This is a genomic window from Asticcacaulis sp. (genome assembly GCA_024707255.1).
Classification (GTDB): domain Bacteria; phylum Pseudomonadota; class Alphaproteobacteria; order Caulobacterales; family Caulobacteraceae; genus Asticcacaulis.
This window is the reverse complement of record JANQAC010000001.1, coordinates 1054056-1074787: the sequence shown is the minus strand read 5'-3', so window position 1 is coordinate 1074787 and position 20732 is coordinate 1054056. Positions and strand designations below refer to the sequence as shown.

At 60.3% G+C, this 20732-nt stretch carries 18 protein-coding genes; 8 read left to right on the top strand and 10 right to left on the bottom strand.

What is annotated here, in order from left to right:
- Window positions 1–276 precede the first annotated feature (276 nt).
- The 5 genes from NVV72_05175 to NVV72_05155 all read left to right on the top strand — a co-directional run bounded on the left by NVV72_05175 (window position 277) and on the right by NVV72_05155 (window position 8495).
- Window positions 277–3663 carry a TonB-dependent receptor gene (locus NVV72_05175; GenBank protein MCR6658753.1) on the top strand — a complete coding sequence of 1129 codons (3387 nt, stop codon included), beginning with the start codon at window positions 277–279 and terminating at the stop codon, window positions 3661–3663.
- 182 nt (window positions 3664–3845) lie between these two features.
- A complete protein-coding gene (locus NVV72_05170; protein MCR6658752.1) occupies window positions 3846–5393 on the top strand; it encodes a tryptophan 7-halogenase in 1548 nt (515 codons plus the stop codon).
- Window positions 5386–6255, top strand: coding sequence for a tryptophan 7-halogenase (locus tag NVV72_05165; GenBank protein MCR6658751.1), 870 nt, complete (start codon window positions 5386–5388; stop codon window positions 6253–6255). Before NVV72_05170 ends, NVV72_05165 begins: the two co-directional genes overlap by 8 nt.
- On the top strand, window positions 6207–6887 hold the full coding sequence (locus NVV72_05160; protein MCR6658750.1) for a tryptophan 7-halogenase: 681 nt from the start codon (window positions 6207–6209) through the stop codon (window positions 6885–6887). Before NVV72_05165 ends, NVV72_05160 begins: the two co-directional genes overlap by 49 nt.
- Before the next feature lie 75 nt (window positions 6888–6962).
- Window positions 6963–8495: a tryptophan 7-halogenase gene (locus NVV72_05155; protein ID MCR6658749.1), complete on the top strand. Its 1533-nt coding sequence runs from the start codon at window positions 6963–6965 to the stop codon at window positions 8493–8495.
- Here NVV72_05155 and NVV72_05150 read toward each other — a convergent pair.
- Entirely contained in the window at window positions 8492–9208 is a 717-nt protein-coding gene (locus NVV72_05150; protein MCR6658748.1) for a DUF6445 family protein, read from the bottom strand. The two genes, NVV72_05155 and NVV72_05150, sit on opposite strands and share 4 nt — an antisense overlap.
- Window positions 9209–9306: 98 nt before the next feature.
- Between NVV72_05150 and NVV72_05145 the strand changes: the two genes are divergently transcribed.
- Complete coding sequence (locus tag NVV72_05145; protein MCR6658747.1) at window positions 9307–10002, top strand: DUF6445 family protein; 696 nt, start codon at window positions 9307–9309, stop codon at window positions 10000–10002.
- On the opposite strand, the gene gabT is transcribed toward NVV72_05145, so the two are convergent.
- From gabT to NVV72_05110, 7 genes are all read right to left on the bottom strand, one after another.
- Entirely contained in the window at window positions 9999–11276 is a 1278-nt protein-coding gene (gene gabT / locus NVV72_05140; protein ID MCR6658746.1) for a 4-aminobutyrate--2-oxoglutarate transaminase, read from the bottom strand. The genes NVV72_05145 and gabT overlap by 4 nt on opposite strands.
- 66 nt (window positions 11277–11342) lie before the next feature.
- Window positions 11343–12857: a sulfotransferase gene (locus NVV72_05135; protein ID MCR6658745.1), complete on the bottom strand. Its 1515-nt coding sequence runs from the start codon at window positions 12855–12857 to the stop codon at window positions 11343–11345.
- Window positions 12858–13991: a succinylglutamate desuccinylase/aspartoacylase family protein gene (locus NVV72_05130; GenBank protein ID MCR6658744.1), complete on the bottom strand. Its 1134-nt coding sequence runs from the start codon at window positions 13989–13991 to the stop codon at window positions 12858–12860.
- Window positions 13992–14057: 66 nt separating this feature from the next.
- Window positions 14058–14771: a hypothetical protein gene (locus tag NVV72_05125; GenBank protein ID MCR6658743.1), complete on the bottom strand. Its 714-nt coding sequence runs from the start codon at window positions 14769–14771 to the stop codon at window positions 14058–14060.
- On the bottom strand, window positions 14755–15006 hold the full coding sequence (locus NVV72_05120) for a hypothetical protein (GenBank protein ID MCR6658742.1): 252 nt from the start codon (window positions 15004–15006) through the stop codon (window positions 14755–14757). Before NVV72_05120 ends, NVV72_05125 begins: the two co-directional genes overlap by 17 nt.
- Window positions 15007–15083: 77 nt before the next feature.
- Window positions 15084–15671: a hypothetical protein gene (locus tag NVV72_05115; protein MCR6658741.1), complete on the bottom strand. Its 588-nt coding sequence runs from the start codon at window positions 15669–15671 to the stop codon at window positions 15084–15086.
- Between the two features lie 210 nt (window positions 15672–15881).
- Window positions 15882–16121 (bottom strand): hypothetical protein, encoded by a 240-nt coding sequence (locus NVV72_05110; protein ID MCR6658740.1) that lies wholly within the window; start codon window positions 16119–16121, stop codon window positions 15882–15884.
- A 282-nt stretch (window positions 16122–16403) separates the two neighbouring features.
- Between NVV72_05110 and NVV72_05105 the strand changes: the two genes are divergently transcribed.
- Window positions 16404–17030: a WHG domain-containing protein gene (locus NVV72_05105; protein ID MCR6658739.1), complete on the top strand. Its 627-nt coding sequence runs from the start codon at window positions 16404–16406 to the stop codon at window positions 17028–17030.
- Window positions 17003–17248 carry a hypothetical protein gene (locus NVV72_05100; GenBank protein ID MCR6658738.1) on the top strand — a complete coding sequence of 82 codons (246 nt, stop codon included), beginning with the start codon at window positions 17003–17005 and terminating at the stop codon, window positions 17246–17248. Before NVV72_05105 ends, NVV72_05100 begins: the two co-directional genes overlap by 28 nt.
- A 181-nt stretch (window positions 17249–17429) precedes the next feature.
- Here the strand turns inward: NVV72_05100 and NVV72_05095 are convergent, their stop codons facing one another.
- Together NVV72_05095 and NVV72_05090 are read right to left on the bottom strand one after the other, a co-directional pair.
- On the bottom strand, window positions 17430–18227 hold the full coding sequence (locus tag NVV72_05095) for a response regulator (GenBank protein ID MCR6658737.1): 798 nt from the start codon (window positions 18225–18227) through the stop codon (window positions 17430–17432).
- 302 nt (window positions 18228–18529) lie between these two features.
- Window positions 18530–20665, bottom strand: a complete 2136-nt coding sequence (locus tag NVV72_05090) for a peptidase M13 (protein ID MCR6658736.1) — start codon at window positions 20663–20665, stop codon at window positions 18530–18532.
- Between the last annotated feature and the right edge of the window lie 67 nt (window positions 20666–20732).

Below are 20732 nucleotides of genomic sequence, written 5' to 3'. Positions count from 1 at the left end.
CAGTTGGCTAAAAAAATAAATACGAAATAATAAATCAGGTTGAGACGCATCCAGGGGCCCTTTTCGGAATTTTATAAAGACACGCCCGCCTTGATAACGCAGATATTTGACGTTTATGTCAAAAAGTGAAATCGAAATTAAGGCTCAAGCGTGCGGTAATGCCAATTCCGTCAGGTCAGGATCGCATCCGCTCAATCAGATTGTTTTTTGTATTTTAAGCGGTCTCACCGGCAAAATCTCGGGTTTGCCGGCAATGACAATTAGGGAGAAGAAAGTATGAAAAGTTTTGGAGTTAAGGCCCGGCCGGGGCTGACTCTTCTGAAGGGCGGCGTGTCCATGGTTGCGCTAACAGCCCTGGCCGCCACTCTGGTGGCTCCGGCTTACGCGCAGGATACCACTGAACCTGCCGCTTCAAGCGATGAAGCCCAGGAAGTCGTCGTCGTCGGTGTCCGCAAGGCCCTGAAATCGGCCCAGGATATCAAGAAGAACGCCGATACGGTGGTCGATTCGATCACTGCCAACGACATCGGTTCGTTCCCGGACAAGTCGGTCGCCGAAGCGCTGCAGCGCGTCGCCGGCATCACGGTCAACCGCTTCGCCGCCACCGGCGATACGGCGCACTTCTCGGCCGAACCGTCGGGCGTCGTCGTCCGCGGCCTGCAGCAGGTCCGGTCGGAATTCAACGGTCGTGACATCTTCACCGCCGATTCGTCGCGCGGCCTCTCCTGGTCCGACGTGTCGCCGGAACTGATGGGCGGCGTCGATGTCTACAAGAACCAGACCGCAGACCTGATCGAAGGCGGCATCGCCGGCACGATCTCCCTGCGCACCCGTCTGCCGTTCGATCAGAAAGGCCGCGTCCTGGCCGCCACCGCCGAATATACCTATGGCGACCTGGTCAAGAAGGGCGCCGGTACGGTTTCGGGAATCTATGCCGACCGCTGGGATACCTCGGCCGGTGAATTCGGCTTCATGATCAATGGCGCCCACTCCGAAATCTACACCAATTCCGAAGGCGTTGCCCTGGGCCGCATGGTCCCGGTCGTCAATTCGTACTGGGGTGATGAGAACCGCCGCTACATGCCGATGAACACGGCGCTGCGCGACAATACCTATTATCGCGTCCGTGACGGCCTCTCGCTGGCGGGCCAGTGGCAGAACCACGACCACACCATGGTTGCCACCCTGCAATACAATCAGTCCAAGAAGCGCGAGCAGTGGGAAGAATACGTCGCCACCTCCTCGACCGGCGTTGACGCCTGGGCGCAGCCAATCAACTATGTCTATACCTCCAACAACGTCCAATGCCTGGGTGGCGTCTCCAACTGTAGCTTTGACGACAACGGCTTTATCCAGTCGGGTACGCTCGTCAATGGCAACGGGGTCTGGTATGGAGATTGGACCGCCCCGACGGGTGCTAACTCGCCGAACGGACTGATGCGTGCTGACTATGACTGGAGCGGCAATGGCGTCCAGAGAGCGGGCGGCTATGCCAATGACAGCCGCTGGAGCGACAGTCTGAACGACACCAAGGACATCTCGTTCAACTTCAAGTGGGACGTGACTGATCGTCTGAAGACCAATTTCGATATCCAGTATGTCGATGCCGTCCAGACCAATTACGATATCTCGACCGAATTGGCGACCTACGCCAATGTGGGCTTGAATTTCACCGGGGATACTCCGACCTTCACGATCGACAACGACAACACGAGCGGTTGGTATCTGGCGCCGGGCGGTATCGCCAATCCGGCCAATTACCGCCAGCACTTCATCATGGATCACGTAACGGATTCGGACGGCCATGAATTCGCCACCCGCGCCGACCTGGCTTACAGCTTCGATTCGCCGTGGCTCAATACCCTGAAGGCCGGCGTCCGTTATGCCGACCGCGAGCAGACCGTTCGCTGGACCACTTACAACTGGGCCAACGTCGTCAATAACTGGTCGAACTACGACGCCAATAACTATTACATTACCGGTTCGGCCTTCCCGGATCAGAATGCCTACGGCATCCATACCTTCGACAGCCACTTCTTCGGCGGCGATGTCACCAACATCACCGATGGCGTGTTCTTCAATATCAATAACCTGAAGGACCGGGCCGGCTTTGCCAATACCTTCGACGCCACGCATTACCAGCCGCAATACGTGGGCGGAGGTAATTCTAATACCTGGACGCCTATCTGCCATCGCGCGGGTGAGGACAGCCGCTGCTTCCTGCCGGCGGAAATCGCCGACGTTTCTGAAAAGACCAAGGCGGCCTATATCCAGTTGAAGTTCGGCGGCCCTGAAGCCACCATCTTCAATGGCGTGACCGTGGTCGGTAATATCGGCGTTCGCTATGTCGAAACCGTCAATGAAAGCACGGGTGGCGTCAATTACCATAACACCACCACATATGACGCTGATCCGATTACAGCGGGTACGGGCGGTGCTCCAGACCATCCCAGCATTACCTATTATGTCCCAGGTGTGATCGGTACGCCGCCGGCAGTGACGGCCGACCCGAATACGGATCCGGATGGTTATGCAGCGGAAGTTGCGGCTCGCAATGCTTATGTGAATGACCCGGCCAACTGGACGGAAGATCGTGCCTTTGCCGCGACTGTCAGCACCGCCCTGCAAACGGCGAGTGTGACGCATAAGAACTGGCTGCCCAGCTTCAACGTGCGTTTCGGCCTGACCGACCAGTGGTTCCTGCGCTTCGCGGCCTCCAAGGCCATGTCGCGTCCGGATATCGGCAACCTGAAGGCTTATACCAGCGTCAGCATGTCTCTGCCAAACACGGCGTCATCGACCTATGACTGTGATCCCTCTACGGGAGCATTCAACTGCGACAGTTCGGGCAATATCGTCAGCACCAGGATCAAGTATACGGCCAATGCCAACAACCCGTATCTGAAGCCGATCACCGCCGACCAGTTCGACCTCTCGATCGAGAACTACTTCTCGCAGACCGGTTCGTTCACCTTTACGGGCTTCTACAAGCAGTTCCACGACTATATCACCTACGGCAAGTACGTGAAGGAGTTCACCAATGCCGGCATTACCCGTCCGGTTGAGGTCAGTGGTCCTGTCAATGCCGCTGGGGGGGCGATCAAGGGCTTCGAAGTGGCCTATCAGACCTTCTTTGACAGCCTGCCGTCGCCTTGGAATGGCCTTGGCATCCGGGCCAACTTCACCAAGCTGAAGAATGACGGTATTGAAAGCACGGGCGTTGTCGTCAATTCCGGCGACGGCTCCTCCGGTCAGTCCGGTGGCGGTACTTCGGTGGCGGCCCTGGGCTTTACCAAGCTGCCTCTGGAAGGTCTGTCGGATACCACTTACAACTTGGTCGGTATGTACGAAAAGGGCAAGTGGTCGGCGCGTATGGCCTATAACTGGCGCTCCAAGTACCTCGTGACCCGTCAGGACTGCTGCGTGGCCTTCCCGATCTGGCAGCGTGCCGCCGGCTATCTCGATGGTCGCCTGGCCTATCGCATCAATGACAATGTCGAAGTGTCGGTGGAAGGCACCAACCTGCTCAACACCGAAACGGTCCTGATGCAGCAGGTCGATGGCCCGATGAGCGACGGTACGGATCGTCCGCTGCTCCTCCTGCCGAACGCCTGGTTCAAGAACGACCGGCGTATCCAGGCCCAGATCCGTCTGAAGTACTAATCCTTCGGAAGGCATTTGAAGAGACGCGCTGCCCCCGTGGCGGCGCGTCTTTTTTTGTAAGCAATTATGTCGCGGCCAATGCCCTTGAACGCGCTTGACCCTTGCGGAAAATGACCGCACAGTCATGAAAAACCCGGCTATGCTGGCCGGAAACAAGAGAAAAAGTGGAGGCGCGTCGCACCATGCAGAAAGATCCCATCCGAATCGTCATCCTGGGCGGCGGAACCGCGGGATGGATGACTGCGGCGGGCTTCATCAAGGGCTTCAAGCCGGAATTCGCCTCCGTACGCCTGATTGAATCGGATGAGATCGGTACGGTCGGCGTGGGTGAGGCCACCCTGCCGCAGTTGAAAAGCTTCAATGATTTCCTGGGCCTGAACGAGCCCGAATTCATGCGCGACACCAATGCCACCTTCAAGCTCGGTATCGATTTCCGCAACTGGGGACGCGAGGGTGACAGATACATCCATCCCTTCGGCATCCATGGCCAGGCCATCAACGGCGTGCCCCTGTTCCAGTACTGGCTGAAGGCGCGCGCCAGCGGCCATGACAGCGATCTGGAATCCTATTCCTTCCCGATCATGGCCTGCCGCAACCTGAAGTTCGATTTCCCATCCGAAGACGATCGGTCTGTGCGCTCCACTTTCGCCTATGCCTATCAGTTCGACGCGGTCCTCTATGCCCGCTATCTGCGACGCTGGGCGGAAGGGCAGGGATTGCAGCGAACCGAGGGCAAGGTTGTCGAAGTCAACCTGCGTCCGGAGGACGGCTTCATCCGGTCGCTGACCCCGGCCTCAGGCGAAGTGGTTGAAGGGGATCTGTTTATTGATTGCTCCGGTTTCCGCAGCCTCCTGCTGGGACAGACCCTGAAGGTGCCCTGGGAAGACTGGACGCCCTGGCTGCCTTGCGATCGCGCCCTGGCCGTGCCCTGCGAGCGGACGGATGATTTCACGCCCTATACCCGCGTCACGGCGCGGGAGGCCGGGTGGATATGGCGTATCCCGCTTCAGCACCGTACCGGCAACGGCTATGTCTTTTCCAGCCGCTTCACCACGGAGGACCGGGCCGCTGAAGTCCTCCTCGGTGGCCTGGACGGCAAGGCCCAGGCTGATCCGCGCCTGATAAAATTTGCCGCCGGCCGCCGCAAGCAGTCCTGGTACAAGAACTGCATCGCCATCGGCCTGGCCAGCGGTTTCCTGGAGCCGCTGGAATCGACGAGCATCTATCTGGCTCAGATGGCGTCCGATTTTGTCATGCGCCTCTTTCCGGACAGGGATATCGATCCGAAGCTGGTGGCCGAATTCAATCGCACCATCGATATCGAATATGACCGGGTGCGCGATTTCCTGATTCTGCACTATCACGCCAACCAGAAGCCGGCCGAGGAAGACCCGACCGGCCTGTGGCGGTATGTCCGCGAAATGACGGTGCCCGATACGCTGATCGAGAAGATGGAGACCTTCAAACATCGCGGTCATATCCATCGCTATCGGGATGGCCTGTTCGCGCCACCGAGTTGGGTAGCGGTCTATACCGGCCAGAACATCCTGCCACGCCATTATGACCGGCAGGTCGATAATATGAGCACTGAAGCCATGCTCGAAAAGATGCGGGAAATGCAGGAACGGGTGGCCGTCAATGTCGATGCCCTGCCGACGCACGCCGATTTCCTGCGCGACTACTGCTTCGATCCTTCGGCCAAGGTGATGCAGGAGGCCGGCAATGTCTGATCATCCGGTCAAAAAGGTCGTCATCGTCGGGCGCGACGACGCCCTGTGGCTGAGCGCCAATGTCCTGTGGCGGGCCCTGGGGCAATCGGGGCTCGATATCACCGTGGTCGAACTGCCCTCCCTGCTGCGGCCGGGCGATGTTTACCCCACGCTGAAACAGCAGGAAGCCTACCATAATCTCATCGGCATCAATGAAGGCCCGATGATGAAGGCGGCCCACGCCACCTATACGCTTGGCCAGCGCTTCAATAACTGGTCGAAAACGAAGCCGCCTTTCATCCACGGCTATTCGACCTATGGGCGCCCGCTCAACCGTGTGTCTTTCCACCATTACTGGGTCAAGGCGCGCGCGCAAGGCATGAAGGCCGAGTTCGAGGACTTCTCCCTGAACGCCGTGGCGGCGAAATACGGCCGCTTTTTCCTGCCGGGCGAGGCGGTTGATGGCTTTGCCATCTGCGATTACGCCTATCATCTCGAAGCCCAGGGCTATTGCCATGTGCTGAAGACGGTGGCCCTGGATAGAAAAATCAAACACATCACGGGCCGCTTGGCCGAGGTCGCGCGCGATCCGCTGAGTGGCGATATCACCGGGGTGTCCCTGACCGATGGCCAGACCATTGAAGGCGACTTCTTCATCGATGCGTCGGGCGCCGAAAGCGCCCTGCTCGGCGAGGGGCTGGAGATCGGTTTCGACTCGTGGCGCCAGTGGTTCCTCTGCGACCGCATAATGACCACCTATGCGGCACCCCGGCACCCCTGCCGCCGTTCAGCCAGATATCGGCCTTCCGGTCCGGCTGGGCCGGGCTTTACCCGTTGCGCAACTGCACGGCAGTGCAGCAGGTCTATACCAGCCACGACCTGACCGATGAGGCAGCGTACGAGGCGGCGGGCATTTTCACCTCCCTGAAGCTCAACCCCGATGCCGTGGTCACCCCGTTCACCGCCGGCACGCGCCGCCGGTTCTGGGAGAAGAACTGCGTCGCCATCGGCGAGGCGGCGGCCGTGCTCGACCCCATCGACAGCGTGCGGATGCACGTCAACCTGCTGGGCCTGTCGCACCTGATCTCGCTGTTTCCGATCAATCGGGACTGCCGCATCGAAAGCACCGAATATAACCGCAATGTCCAGTCATCACTGGAGCGCATCCGCGATTACCAGCTCTGCCACTATGTGCTGAACCAGCGTTTCGATCAGCCATTCTGGGATCATTGCCGCAATATCGAGGTGCCGGACGCCCTGCGTTACAAGCTGGACCTGTTCGAGGCGCGCGGCAACCTGGTGGTTTATGATGATGAGACCTTCGAGGAGGATGACTGGCTGTCCATGCTGCTGGGGCACGGCCTGATCCCGAAAGCCTATGATCCGCTGGCCGACCAGGTCAGCGATGCGGAGGCCATCCAGCACTTCCAGAAAATGCTTGGCTTCATCAAGGCGGCGGTGGAGCCGATGAAGCCGATGGAGGAGACTTTGGGCATTGTGCCCGTGCGGGTGTAGTTACAGGGCCTGCGATCCGGCGGCGAGAAGGATCGGGGACAATGCGTTCATAGTATCAGAGTCCGGGGAAATGATATGCAAGCAGCGGTCAGGAAGATCGTAATTGTCGGCGGCGGCACCGCCGGCTGGATGGCGGCGGCGGCGCTGATAAAGGCACTGGGCAGTCATGCCTACGATATCACATTGATTGAATCCGAGGACATCGGCACGGTCGGCGTGGGAGAAGCGACAATCCCGCCGATTCTGGAATATAATTATTTCCTTGGTCTCGATGAGGATGAATTCATCCGCGAAACCAATGCCACCTTCAAGCTGGGCATTCAATTCCAGGACTGGCGGCATCTGGGCCATAGCTATTTCCACCCGTTCGGCCTTTTTGGCACCGAAATCGACGGTTTCAGCTTTCCGCACTACTATTTCCGCCATTACCACAAGGCCGGCCTGAGCGCGGTCGATATCGGCAAATATAATGCCGAGACAGAAGCCGCGCTTCAGGGGCGCTTTGGCCGCGTCCGGCGCGAACCCGGCAAGCCGCCCGTGAACTATGCCTTTCAGTTTGATGCAGCGCTCTATGCCCGGTATTTGCGCAAATACGCCGAAAAGCGTGGAGTCGTGCGTCAGGAAGGCAAGATCGTCACGGTCAGCCAGCATCCGGAAACCGGCTTCATTACCTCGGTCCAGATGGAAAACGGCCGGGTGATCGAAGGGGATTTGTTCATCGATTGCTCCGGCTTCCGGGGGTTGCTGATCGAACAGACCCTGAAGACCGGCTATACCGACTGGAGCCACTGGCTGCCGATGAACCGCGCCGCCGCCGTGCCGTGCGAACGTGCCGGTGAACTGCTGCCCTATACGCGGGCCACGGCGCGTGAGGCCGGCTGGCAGTGGCGTATCCCGTTGCAGCACCGCACCGGCAATGGCTATGTGTTCTGTGATGAATTCATCGGCGAAGACGCGGCCTGCGAAACCCTGCTGGGCCGGCTGGATGCCAAACCCATGGCGGACCCGAAAGTCCTGCGTTTTGTCACCGGCCGCCGCAACCTGGCCTGGAACAAGAATGTTCTGGCCCTGGGGCTGGCCAGTGGTTTTCTGGAGCCGCTGGAATCGACCAGCATTCATCTGGTTCAATCAGGCCTGTTCCGCTTCCTGGCGCTGTTCCCGCGCCACGGTTTCAACCCGCATATCGCAGCGGAATATAACCGTGAGGTCGAGCTTTCTTATAACAATATCAAGGACTTCATTATCGCCCACTACAAGGTGACCGAACGTGATGACACACCTTTCTGGCGGCATGTGCGGCAGATGGCGATCCCGGAAAGCCTGCAAAACCGGCTGGATGTCTTCCGCGCCAGTTGCCAGACCCTGTGGCGCGATTCCGAGCTGTTCCGCGAAGTCAGTTGGGTGGCGATCCTCACCGGTCAGGGGCTGGTGCCGGAAGATTACCATCCCGCGGCCGACGCCATGGATGATGATGACCTGCGCCTGCATCTTGGGCGCTGGCGATCGGCGGTTCTTGACCGGGTCAAGGGGCTGCCGACCCAGGAGGACTTTATCCGCCGCAATTGCGCCTCTGAGGCCTTCAAGCGTCTGGAAGCGGCGGGTGGCTAAAAGCCCTCTGTATTGAAGAAAAGGTTGGCGGTCAGGCGCCCGTCCGCTGGCGACTCGCTCAAAGGCGTGGCCGGGTCCAGCTTCGCTGAATGCAGTTGCCCCGCTCGGTAAAGAATCAGCCGGTTGAAGCGGGGCTCAATGCTCAGAATCTCATCATAAAAGGTATTGCGGACCGGCTGGTTATCCGCGCCGGCCAGTTCCTGCCGGCGCAGATAGCTGAACTTATCGCTGCGGATGGGTGTGATCAGTTCGAGGCCGCTGGCCTTATGGCGGTAGAAGGCGGTGCCGCCCTGCGGGCGCGGACTGAGGTAATGAACGGTGGCGAAACTGTTCGGCCGATGGGCGTCGGTATGGGGGGCGGCCTGCGCCCTGGCCATCTGGTCCAGGCCAAGCGTGGCCAGACCGAAAAAGCCATAGGTTTTCAGCGGCACATCCGGATGCATCCCGAAGACCTGAACCATGGACTGCCGCAGGACATCCGCCAGCAAGGTGATATAGGTAGACGGCACCGGCGCCATGAGGCCAGGATATTTCGAGCCGGTGGGCGGCGTGCCAAAGCGCGAGCGTGCGGCGTGACTGATCAGCGCTTCCGGATCGAGCAGCACATCATCGGCAACCAGAACAGTCTGGCCTTCCTCTCCGAAGCGGATGACCTCGATCTGCGCCTGCGGATTGAGCGCCAATATGGGTTCGGCATTACTGGTATCCGGCATGGTATCTCCCCATTGTTTTGCCGCAGCCTAAACGGACGGTCGAGAATTGCAACCGGGCTTAAAGTGTTGCAGAACAGTCGGATAATGGGAGGAATAGCGTGTCGGTAAATGTGTTCAAGGTTGGTGTGGAAGAAACGCCTGTCGTGGTGATCGATAATTTCGTCCAGGAGCCGGAGCGCATCATCGATCTGGCCGTGGATATGGCGCCCTTCCCAAGCCAGAACGGCCATTATTATCCCGGACGTCGCCGGCGCATCACGCCGCAGGATGGCGAAAGCTTCGACTATGTCAGCTCCGTCTGTCAGTCGCTGGCCCCGGTCATGGCGTCCGTCTACGGTATTACCAAATACGATATTCTCGATGCCGGTTATTCTCTGGTGACGACGAAGCCGGAAGACCTGCAACCGCTCCAGACCGTACCACATTTCGACCATCACGATTCCAACGGCTTCGCCATCCTGCACTACCTGTCGCGCCGGCCGGGTGGCGGCACAGCCTTTTACCGACACCTCGGTTCCGGCTTCGAAACCCTTTCGGACGAACGCAAGGATGCTTACAGCGCGGCCCGCATGAAGGATGCCGAGCTTTACGGCGTCACCCAGGCCTATCACAAGGGCGATCGGGACGGCTTTGTTGAACTGGCTTCGGTCGAGGCGCGGTTCAACCGCGCCGTCATCTATCCGGGCAAACTTCTGCATTCCGCCGTTTTGCCCGACGATTTCAATTTCAGCCCCGATCCACGAATCGGCCGTTTGACGGGCAATGTCTTTGTGCGGGCGACGGCCTGGCGCTAAATCCTCAGCGCGGCTTCCAGCTTTGCGAGGCCCTCATCGAGAATGTCGTCAGAAGCCGTCAGCGGCGCCAGCAGGCGGATGGTGTTGGCATAGACCCCGCAGGACAGCAGGATCAGGCCATTGGCCTGCGCCTTCGTCGTCACCGCCTTGGTGGTGGCAGCATCCGGCGTGAAGCTTCCGCGTTCGGTGACGATATCGAAGGCGGTCATGGCGCCCAGACCGCGAATGGCGGCCATCGGCACGATATCATTGCGCTGGGCCAGGGCTTCAAGCCGGGCCTTCAGCTTGGCGCCTTGGGCGTTGGCGGCTTCCAGAAGCTTTTCTTCTTCGATCACCTCAAGCACGGCAAGCGCAGCGGCGCAGGCCACCGGATTGCCGCCATAGGTGCCGCCGAGGCCGCCCACTATGGGCGCGTCCATCACCTCGGCGCGGCCGACCACGCCAGAGAGCGGGTAGCCGCCGGCCAGCGACTTGGCCATGGTCATCAGGTCAGGCCTTACGTCATAGTTTTCCATGGCGAACAGCTTGCCGGTACGGCCGAAGCCGGTCTGGACCTCATCGGCGATCAGCAGGATGCCGTGTTCGTCGCACTTTTTACGAAGCGCGCGCATCAGTTCCGGTGGGGTGATCAGGAAGCCGCCTTCGCCCTGTACGGGTTCGATGATGATGGCCGCCACGGCGTCCGGCGCGATATCGGCCTTGAACAGGTAGTCGAGCATTTTCAGCGTGTCATCGGTATCGATACCGTGCGCTTCCACCGGGAAGGGCAGGTGATAAATGCCGGGCTGCTGCGGGCCGAGATCCTTCTTGTAGGGCACCACCTTGCCGGTCAGGGCCGAGGTCAGGGCCGTGCGGCCATGGAAGCCGCCCGTAAAGGCGATGACACCATCGCGCTTCGTGTGACAGCGGGCGATCTTGACGGCATTTTCGACCGCCTCACTCCCGGTGGTGAAGAAGGCGCACTTGGCCGGCCCGTCTATCGGCGCCAGGGCGTTCAGCTTTTCGGCGAGGGCGATATAGCATTCATAGGGCACCACCTGGAAGGCGGTGTGGGTAAAGGCATCCATCTGTTTCAGCGCGGCGGCCTGCACCTTCGGATGGCGATGGCCAGTATTCAGCACGGCTATGCCGCCGGCGAAATCGATGAAGCGGTTGCCATCGGCGTCCCACAGCTCTGCGTTTTCGGCGCGGCCGGCATAGAGCGTGGTGGCGTGGCCAATACCGCGGGCGACAGCGGCGGTGCGGCGGGCGGCGAGATCGGCATTATGGGACATGTGGGGCTCCGGCAATCAGGTTTAGCGGAGACTACATATTGTGATCACAATTTGCCAGTGACTTTTTCAGGACAAAGTGTCGGCATGGGAATCGACAAATCGCATGACCTCAAGCCGCGCACGCAGCGGCGCCAGTTCGGCTATATACCGCCGCCATGCGCCGATTCCTTGGCTGTTGATCGGCTTGCGTACCTGGCTAGAACTGGCCGACGCCACCGCGCCTTTTGCGGTGTGCGGACGGAGACAGTCGGTCTCAAAAGGCAGACCGCAGGCATCGAGTAGCCGTCGGATTTCCGTATCGGGATCACGGATCAGGGCTTCAAGCGAGACATCGATCAGGCCGTCACCCAGGCAGGTTTTCCAGTGCGCCATCAGATTGCTGTAATTGCGATAATGTTCGGCGAGATCGGCCTGATCGAACGACCAGCCGGCGGCGAAATAGAGTTTGTAAGCGCCGAAAAGCGCATCCATCGGTGCACGGCGGACGTGGATGATCACTGCATCAGGAAAGGCCAGCCGGATCAGGCCGGCATAGTCCGAATTATGCGGCAGCTTGTCGGTGACATAAGGGGAGCCGTCATGACGCCAGACGGTTTCCCGCTCATAAAAATCGGCGAAGGCCTGCGGATCGATCCGGGCGGCGGCAACAATGGCCTCGGCATCGAGCAAGGCCGGCGTCTGCGAACCGGAACAGGTCTTGACGGCGGCCGGGAAGGTTGGCAACTCGCCCAACGCCTGTACCTGGCTGTGGGCGCCCAGGATGCGTTCGACCAAGGTTGTGCCGGAACGCGGCAGGCCAATGATAAAGATGCGGCGTGGCGCGTTCCGCCTGATGGCTGGCACGTGGGCGAAACGTTCAGGCGGAAAAGCGGTTATCCAGGCGTCCGTCGTAGTGCTTTCAGCCGCCGCCGACCATGGCGGGCGGTTCGGTGTGGCTGGTTGGCTGCGCGCGGCGGTCGCGCCTTTTTGCAGCCAGCGCCAGGCATTCGCGCGGTCGTCGATATCGTCATATTCCTTGAAAAGGGCATAGCCCCGGCAGGCTTGATGCAGTGCGGTTTGCGCAGGAGCTGCGAGCAGGCGATCGATGTGGTTATGCTCCCTAGTCCAGCGTTTCAGCCGCGCCAGGGCCAGATGCGCCGCCCAGTTGCCTGTCCGGGCGGCTACGTCATAGCTGCGTTCAGCCTCATCGGTCAGGCCCAGGAAGTCTTCTGTCTCGCCGCGCGTTTTCCAGTAAGGGCCGGAGTCTGGAGTCAAGTCCGTGGCGCGTTTCAGAAGGGGCAGGGCTTCGGCCTCTCGCCGGGCATTGCAAAGCGTCAGGCCGAGTCTGTGCCAAGTGGCGGCATCGCCTTCGGTGCCGGGTGTTTCCAGCAGGTCCACGGCCTCTCGAACAGCCTCCACTGCCTCCGCCTGGCGGCCCATCGGTCCCAGCACGCGGCCCTGCTGGGCCAGAAACGGGATGCGCGCAGAGCCGTCAAGCTGGCTTAGCGCTTCCGTCAGCCGTTTGTTGGCTTCAGCAAAATCATAGCGCCCGATCGCTTGTGTCGTCTGCTGCCAGACTGAGTCCGCGGTCGCTGCGTCCACTTACTGGCTCTTGACCATCGGGGCCGTATCCGGGCAGCCGGTCTGGGCGCAGACACCCTGGTCCGACCAGGCGATCAGGCGCACGACCATGTCGCCGGGTTCGGTGCGTGGATCGGTGGCTATGGAAAGCACATGGCCGTCAGACGGTGCGGTGATGGTGGCGATGGTTTCGCCGAAGGGATTGCTGACCGTGGCCACCACATCGCCCTTTTTCACATCATCCTTCAGCTTCACCTTCACCGTGGTCCAGCCGCCGCGCGGACTGTCGATATCGGTGACGACATTGCCGACGAAGGGCGCAGCATCGCTGAGATCTGGTTTACCCTCAAGCATCCCCTTGCCGATCATGACATTGCGGACGCCGCGCATGGCGCGGATGATCATGGCGTCATTGAAGGTTTCCGGACCGCCCAGTTCATAGGTCACTGCCGGGATGCCAGCCGGATTAAGCATGTTCTCGACCGTGCCCTCCACGCCGGCATCCATGCCGATGACATCGGGCCGCAGGAGGTCGGCAATCTGGCGCGCGGCGCCGGTCTGGGCAAAAACATAGCCGGGATAGGCGCCGCCGCGCGACTGGGTGTGCAGGTCGATGGCGAAATCGGCATTGCCGATGAAGATCTGGTGCCACAGCCGGCCGGCATAGCGCGATGAGGGGCCGCCTTCGGTATTGCCCGGCATGGCGCGGTTGAGGTTGTCGCCATTGGTACCGATCTCGTCGGCGGTGAAGCCGCGCGTCGAATGCAGCAGGCCGGGGGTATTCAGGCCGGGCACGGCGACCAGTGTGCCTGAAAGTGTCTTGGGATCGATCGATTGCACCAGGTGCTGCAAAACGGAAATGCCGTTCAACTCATCACCATGAATGCCGGCGGTGATCAGAAGTTTCGGGCCCGGCTTCGCGCCTTTGACCACGATCACCGGCACATACCAGCCCTGACCGATGGACGTATCCGTCACGCGGAAATATAGTTTCGTCACCTGGCCGGAGGGCATGTCCGCCACATCCAGTTTGTCGATCACCGCCGCGCCATCGACCTTGTCACCGGTATAGACGGTCTGGGCCATTACCGAGGTGAACAAGGCCGGCGTGGACAGGGCAATACAGGCGGCGGCGATGGCGGTCAGGCGTTTCATGCGGAGTCTCTCAAACGGTCAAGACATTATTCTTAGCCGTTTTCAGGCGTGCCGCAAGGTATGGCTTTAATGTGTCGCCTCGAAGTCCTTGACGATCTGGAACTGCGCCAGGCGGATATCCAGTTCGGCGGCGCGATCGACCTTGCCGTCATCATGCAGGCGCATATCGGTCAGCTTGCGCTGGGCGTCGTTGTCGTAGGCGGCCAGCAGTTGCAGCAGTTCCGGCTTCGTCAGGGTCTGCGCCTGGACCAGGGCATTCATTCGGATGACCTTTTCCTCAAGCTCGGTCTGGGCCACGGCAGCGATGGCGGCCAGACGATACTTGTCGCTGTCCGACAGCTTGGAGAAGTCGATATGGTTGGCGACCTCGCCGATGATCAGCTTCATGTGCTGGGTGGCGATGAAGTGGCGCACCAGCGCATCCGTGCCGTCGATGCGGTAGACGGCGCGGGCCAGGTCGACGCGTTCCTCCAGGGCGGGATCGAGCACGGGTGCGGCGGCGAAGCTTGCCGCGCTTTCGGCGGTCGGGTTCGGTGTCTGACCAGCCGGCGCCTTGAAGGCCGCCAGCACAGCGGCGGCGGTTTCATGGTCGAAATTGGCCGATGCCGGCACAACCGGCGCCGCGCCCTGACCGGTGGCCAGGCCATAGGCGATGCTGGGCGTGCCCGCATCCGGCGCCCCGAGATCGAGAATGGCCAGCATTCCCCTGGTTTTGGCTTTCTTTATGGGCGCCGTTTCGTCGGTCACGCCGGCGTCGGCGGCGTCACGGACAAGCTCCACCTTCTTGCGGACCGGGTTGACCGGGGCCGCGGTGGATTCTGGCCAGTTGCTCAGGCGTCAGGCTGTTCATCGTCTGCATGACAGCGCGGTTGATCTCGTCCTGGGTATCGCTCGGTGTGCGCGCTGGCTGGCCTATGCCCTGGTTGAGATAGGCTTGAAACTGCGTCGATTGATTGACGGTCAGGGCCGTCTGCGCGTGCGCGGATAATGCCGGCATGGCGAGCAAGGCAAACACACTGATGCTTAACCGTTTAAAAGATACCGACGCCAAACCCTACCCCCAAAAAGTTCTCTGTTATTGGCCGCCGTGACCTAGCTTGCCTGCGATTCCGTAAAGGTCTTGATGATCTTGATCACCGCCTCGACCATGTAGGTCTGGACCTCGCTGGCCGATGCATCCTGCTGCATGAACTTGGCGGCATTGTATTTAGCGGCGGCGATCGACGAATTCGCGGTGATAAGCTGCTGGATTTCATCCGAGCTGAAGGCCGGGGCCTGGGCTTCGGCGATGTTTTCGATCAGGCTGTTCTGCGTTTCGAGCAGGATCTTGTCGGCTATCTGGTTGTAGCGCGCGTCCTGCTCCGGCGTCAGCGTGGTCAGGCCGGCGCGGTCGATGACGATCAGGCGGGTGGCGGTCTTGGTGGCGTTAATGACCTCGCGCACATTGCGCGCCACGCCATTCAGTTCCATCAACTGCTTGTAAAGATCTATTTTTTCTTGGACGTGGGCGGTTTCTGCGGCGTCATTGAGCTGGGCCACGGCACTGACCGCCACATCGCCGGCGGCGAGGGCGTACTGGTTGGACGGGGCGGCGGCGACAATTTCCTGCGCGGCGCAGGGCAGGGATATGGCGCTTACGGCGCCCGCCAGTATCAATACCTTGAACCTAAGCCCGAACACGGCACCCCTCCGCTTAATCAAAGATTAAGACTAAAGACTAGCCCTATCCACAGGCTCTGGCAAGGATAATCCCTGGCGGGGGAGTGTCCGGTGACGATCCGCTATCGGGTGTGGCTTCTGCGCCTTAAGGCGGATCGATACTCTTACATACCTCCCCAGTTTACTGGGGGGCGCGCGCCCCTTCTTAGGCAGTGGTGGTGGGGGGTTTGCCTAAGGCTGCACGCTCGTCAGCTTCATCGAGGTGCGCACCTGGCCGGCATAGCTGGCACCATCGGTCGGATTATATTTCAACAGCACCGGCAGGTCATTGCCGGCCAGGGCCAGGTCGCGGTTCCAGTCACGGTCGGCATAGGCGAAACCGCGCATATTCGGACTGGCGGCCTGGAAGGCGACCCACAGGGCCAGGGTCAGCAGGGTCGCGGCGGTGACGGCGAAGATCAGGCGTTTCATCTCTCGAAATCCCTAAATAAGTCCGGCGAACCCCACCGGCGGAGCCGAAGCCGGGCGGCGGCGCTATCCCACCGCCGCCCGGTACGCGTCACTCAAATCCCCCTCATTTCCGGATGATGAAACATCCGGCCCCTCCCAGAGGCGTAGAGTGCGTGTGAAACAGCGCTTTCTCACGGGGGCGAACCATGATATGAACGCCGTTCACAATTGTTATGTAGCGTGAATTTGAACGGCGTTCAACAATAAAATGAACTTTGTTCAAAAATTTTCAGTGAGCCGTTCATGCCCGCCAAACCTGTATCCGCCAAACCTATATCCACAAGCACCGCCGATCGCCGCCAGGCCCAGCTCGAAGCCCTGCTGGCCGGCGCGGAAAAACGCATCTGCGATACGGGGGCGCATACGCTGAAAGCGCGCGATCTGGCGGCCGATATCGGCGTGGCGCTGGGCGGGCTTTATAATATCGTGCAGGATATGGACGACCTGCTGCTGCGCATCACCGTGCGCACGCAAGGGCGGCTGGACGCCCTGTTCGAACGTGAGACGGCGCACCTGCCGATGACGACGCGCGACGAGGCGCTCGATCGCCTGGTAGCGGTGGCGCTGACCTATTTCCGCTTTGCCAGAGAGAATTTGCCCCTGTGGCGGATGATGTTCGAGGTTCGGATCACGACGCCGCTGCCGGAATGGGCGGTTGAGGCGCAGCTCGGCCTGTTCCGTCATGTCGGGGCGCCGCTATCGGTGATCCTGCCGGATGCGCCGCCGGAGGCCCTGACCATCCGCGCCCGCACGCTGTTTTCGGCGGTGCACGGGGTGGTCTATATCGGGCTGGAAGAACGCCTGATCGCCGTGCCGCCGCAGAAACTGGCGGATGAGATCGAATGGCTGATCCGGGCGGGATGTCGGTAATGCGTGTAGCTTTGCCAATCAGTTTAATTATGCTCGGCTTGCTGCTGATTGGAGGCAGCATATGGCTTACGTGGTATTTCTTTGAGTATGAAAGCGATAACGCGGGTGCGTTGTTCGGCATGACGGTCATGCCCGTATCTGTCGGGATCGGCAGCATCCTGACGATTACTGGAATAGTTATGGCACTTGTTCGTTTTGTGAACCGGAAGAAATCTTAGCGGTTTTATACCTCCCCGGCTTTGCCGGGGAGGGGGACCGACGCGCCCTTTGCGCGTTGGTGGTGGGGATTCTTCTTTCTGACTAACCACCCGCGATACTATTAAGTAAGCAAGAAACCCCACCACCACGCCTTGCAGGCGCGGTCCCCCTCCCCATTAAAATGGGGAGGTATAAGGTTTTTTAAGCCAGCCTCTCGCTGCGGGGCGCAGGTGATGTGGCCATCATTTCCAGCGTCAGATGCACAAGCTGGGCTGCTTTGAAGGGCTTGCAGATTTCCGCATCGGCGCCCGCCTTGACCGCAGCCGAAACGGCGCGTTCGGGCGAAATGCGGGTGTTCAATCCGGCCGACATGGCGAGGATCTTCACCCACGGCCAAGTCGTCTTGATGATCTTGATGCCGGCCAGTCCGCCCATGCCTGGCATGAAGATATCCGACAGCACGAGGTCGACGTGGGCGATATCGACATTATCGAGGGCTTCTTCCATCGATTTGACGACACTGACACGGTAGCCGGCGTCACTCAGCATCTGGCCGGTCATGATGCCCAGGGTCTGGCTGTCATCGATGACGAGCGCGTGCAGGCGGTGCCGGCCTTCGGCCTGATCCTGTTCGGCCGATTTGACGATGGCGCGCACCTGATTGCGGAAGAAAGGTTTACGCAGGATGTAATCGACCTTGGCCTTGCGGGCCGCATTGAGCGTTTCCTCGATGGCTTCGCGGCGGTCACCGGCCGTCATGACGGCGATGGTTGCCTCCAGCGCCATATCGCGCAGACGCCCAAGATGCGGCAGGGTGTTTTCCTCACCCAGAAAAACGTCGACACACAACAGGGTCGGGTGCTGGTGTTGTATGACATGTTCGGCATCTTCCAGGGTCTTGGCCAGCACATAGGTCCAGTCTTCATCTTCGAGCATACGCCCGATGATCTGCGCCTGAGTCTGGCTGTCCTCGATAATCAGCGCCAAGCCGTTTGCCATGATGTCTGCCCCTGTATGACCGCCTTAAGACGGATGAATTTGGAAACGGTGTTATCACAGGGGTGTTAAGCAGGGGTGAGCGCGACGTTTTTTTGTTATGTGGGGAGTAAGCAAGAAATCCCATCGCAACAGTAAAGCCCGCCTCTTTCGAGGCGGGCTTTACATTAAATGAAGCAAGGCGCCCCTCCGTCTCGACGCGCTTCGCCTGACGGCTGCGCTTGCTCGACTCCTCCCCATTTAGGAAATGGGGAGGAGAAGCACATCCACCATCACGATTCCGGGTCCAGGGTCTGTGACCCTGGTTACCAGATGCGGACGCGGTCTTCCGGCGCCAGGTAGTATTTCTCGCCCGGCTGGACATTGAACGCCTTGTACCAGTCGTCGATATTGCGCACCGGACCGATGACGCGGAAGACGGCTGGCGAGTGCGGATCGGTGGCGACCTGCTGCTTGACGGCGTCGTCACGGTACTTCGAGCGCCAGACCTGGGCGAAGCCCATGAAGACGCGCTGGTCGCCGGTGAAGCCGTCCAGCACAGGCGCTTCGGCGCCATGCAGCGAGATGCGGTAGGCGTCGAGACCGAGCAGGTTGCCGCCGAGGTCGGCGATGTTCTCGCCCATGGTCAGGCCGCCCTCGACGTGGACGCCGGGCAGGGGCTCGAAGGCGTCATATTGCTCGCCGTATTTCTTGGCCTGGGCGTTGAACTTGGCCGAGTCCTCGTCGGTCCACCAGCTCTTGAGGAAGCCGTCGCCGTCATAGTTGCGGCCCTGGTCGTCGAAGCCGTGGGTGATTTCGTGACCGATGACGCCGCCGATACCGCCGTAATTAACCGCCATATCGGCGTTCGGATCGAAGAAGGGCGGTTGCAGGATGGCGGCGGGGAAGACGATCTCGTTGCGCGTCGGCGAATAGTAGGCATTGACGGTCTGCGGCGTCATGCCCCATTCGAGCGGATCGACCGGCTTGTCGATCTTGGCGACGTTCCAGGCCCATTCAAAGGCCGATGACCGCTCGACATTGCCGTAAAGATCGCCCGGCTTGATATCGAGGGCGGAATAGTCGCGCCACTTGTCCGGATAGGCGATCTTGACGCCGAACTTGGAGAGTTTTTCCAGCGCCTTTTCCTTGGTGGGCGCACTCATCCAGGTCAGGTTCTCGATGCGGATCTTGAGCGCGGCGCGCAGGTCGGCGACCAGCCCTTCCATCTTGGTCTTGGAGTCGGCCGGGAAATATTGCGCCACATAGGCGCGGCCTATGGCTTCACCGAGCGCGCCGTCGGTGACGCTGATGGCGCGCTTCCAGCGTTCGCGCTGGGCCTGGGCGCCGGAGAGGTCACGCGAGCGGAATTCCCATTGGGCGGTGGCAAAACGTTCGGAAAGATACGGCGCGGCCTGATCGACCGTGCGGAAGGTCTGCCAGGCTTTCAGGGTTTCCAGCGGGGTATCGGCATAGATCTGGGCGATTTTCGGGAAGGCGGTGTTTTCACTGACGATGATCTTCTTCGCCTTGGTCAGGTCGGCGCCCTCAAAATAGGCTTTCCATTCAAAGGCGGGGGCGTATTTCGCCAGTTCGGCCGGCGACATCGGGTTATAGGTCTTGGTGTCGTCGCGGCGATCGATGCGGGTCCAGCTCACCTCGGCGATCTTCGTTTCCATCGCCACGATGTCCTTGGCGGCCTGAGCGGCGTTCGGATAGCCGACCATAGTCAGCATCTTCGTCACATAGGCTTCGTACTTGGTCTTCTTGTCGGCGAAGCTGTCCTTGAGGTAGTAGTCGCGGTCCGGCAGGCCCAGGCCCGACTGGCCGAGATAGAGTACGTTCATCTGCGGGTTCTTGGCGTCGCCATCGATATAAGCGCCGAAGAAGCTGGAGCCGAACTCGGCACTGGTCTTGCCCATATAGGCGGCCATCTGCGGCTTGGTCTTGATGTTGCGGATGGCGGTCAGGGCCGGGGCCAGCGGCGCGACATCCAGCTTCTGGATCGTCGCCTCGTCCATCATGGCGTTGTAGAGGTTGGCGATCCTGGCGTCGTCGCCAGTCAGGCCGGTCTGCGAGGCGAGGCCGGTTACCAGCACCTTCATGCGGTTTTCGGAGAGTTCCCGCAGGGCCAGGAAGCTGCCATAGGAGGTGCGGTCGGCCGGGATGACCATTTCCTTCACCGCCGTGCCGTTGACATAATCGAAGAAGCTGTCGCCCGGCTTGACCGAGGTGTCCATGCCGGAAATATCGATGCCCCAGGCGCCGTATTTTTTCGCCACCGTATTGGGCGCGGCATCGTCGCTGCCGGTGGAGGTGTCGGCAGCCAGCAGGGCGTCGACGCTTTCCAGGCTCTGCATATGGCAATAGGCGTCGAAGCACTCGGCGGCGTGAGCCGGCGCAAGGCCAAACGCAAAAGCTGTGAGAGCTGTCGAGCCGGCAAGAATTTTCAGCAGTTTCATGTGGAGGCACCCCTAAAGCGCAATCCGATAAAGTGGCCACCACTTTTCGGAAATATTGCGCGACAAA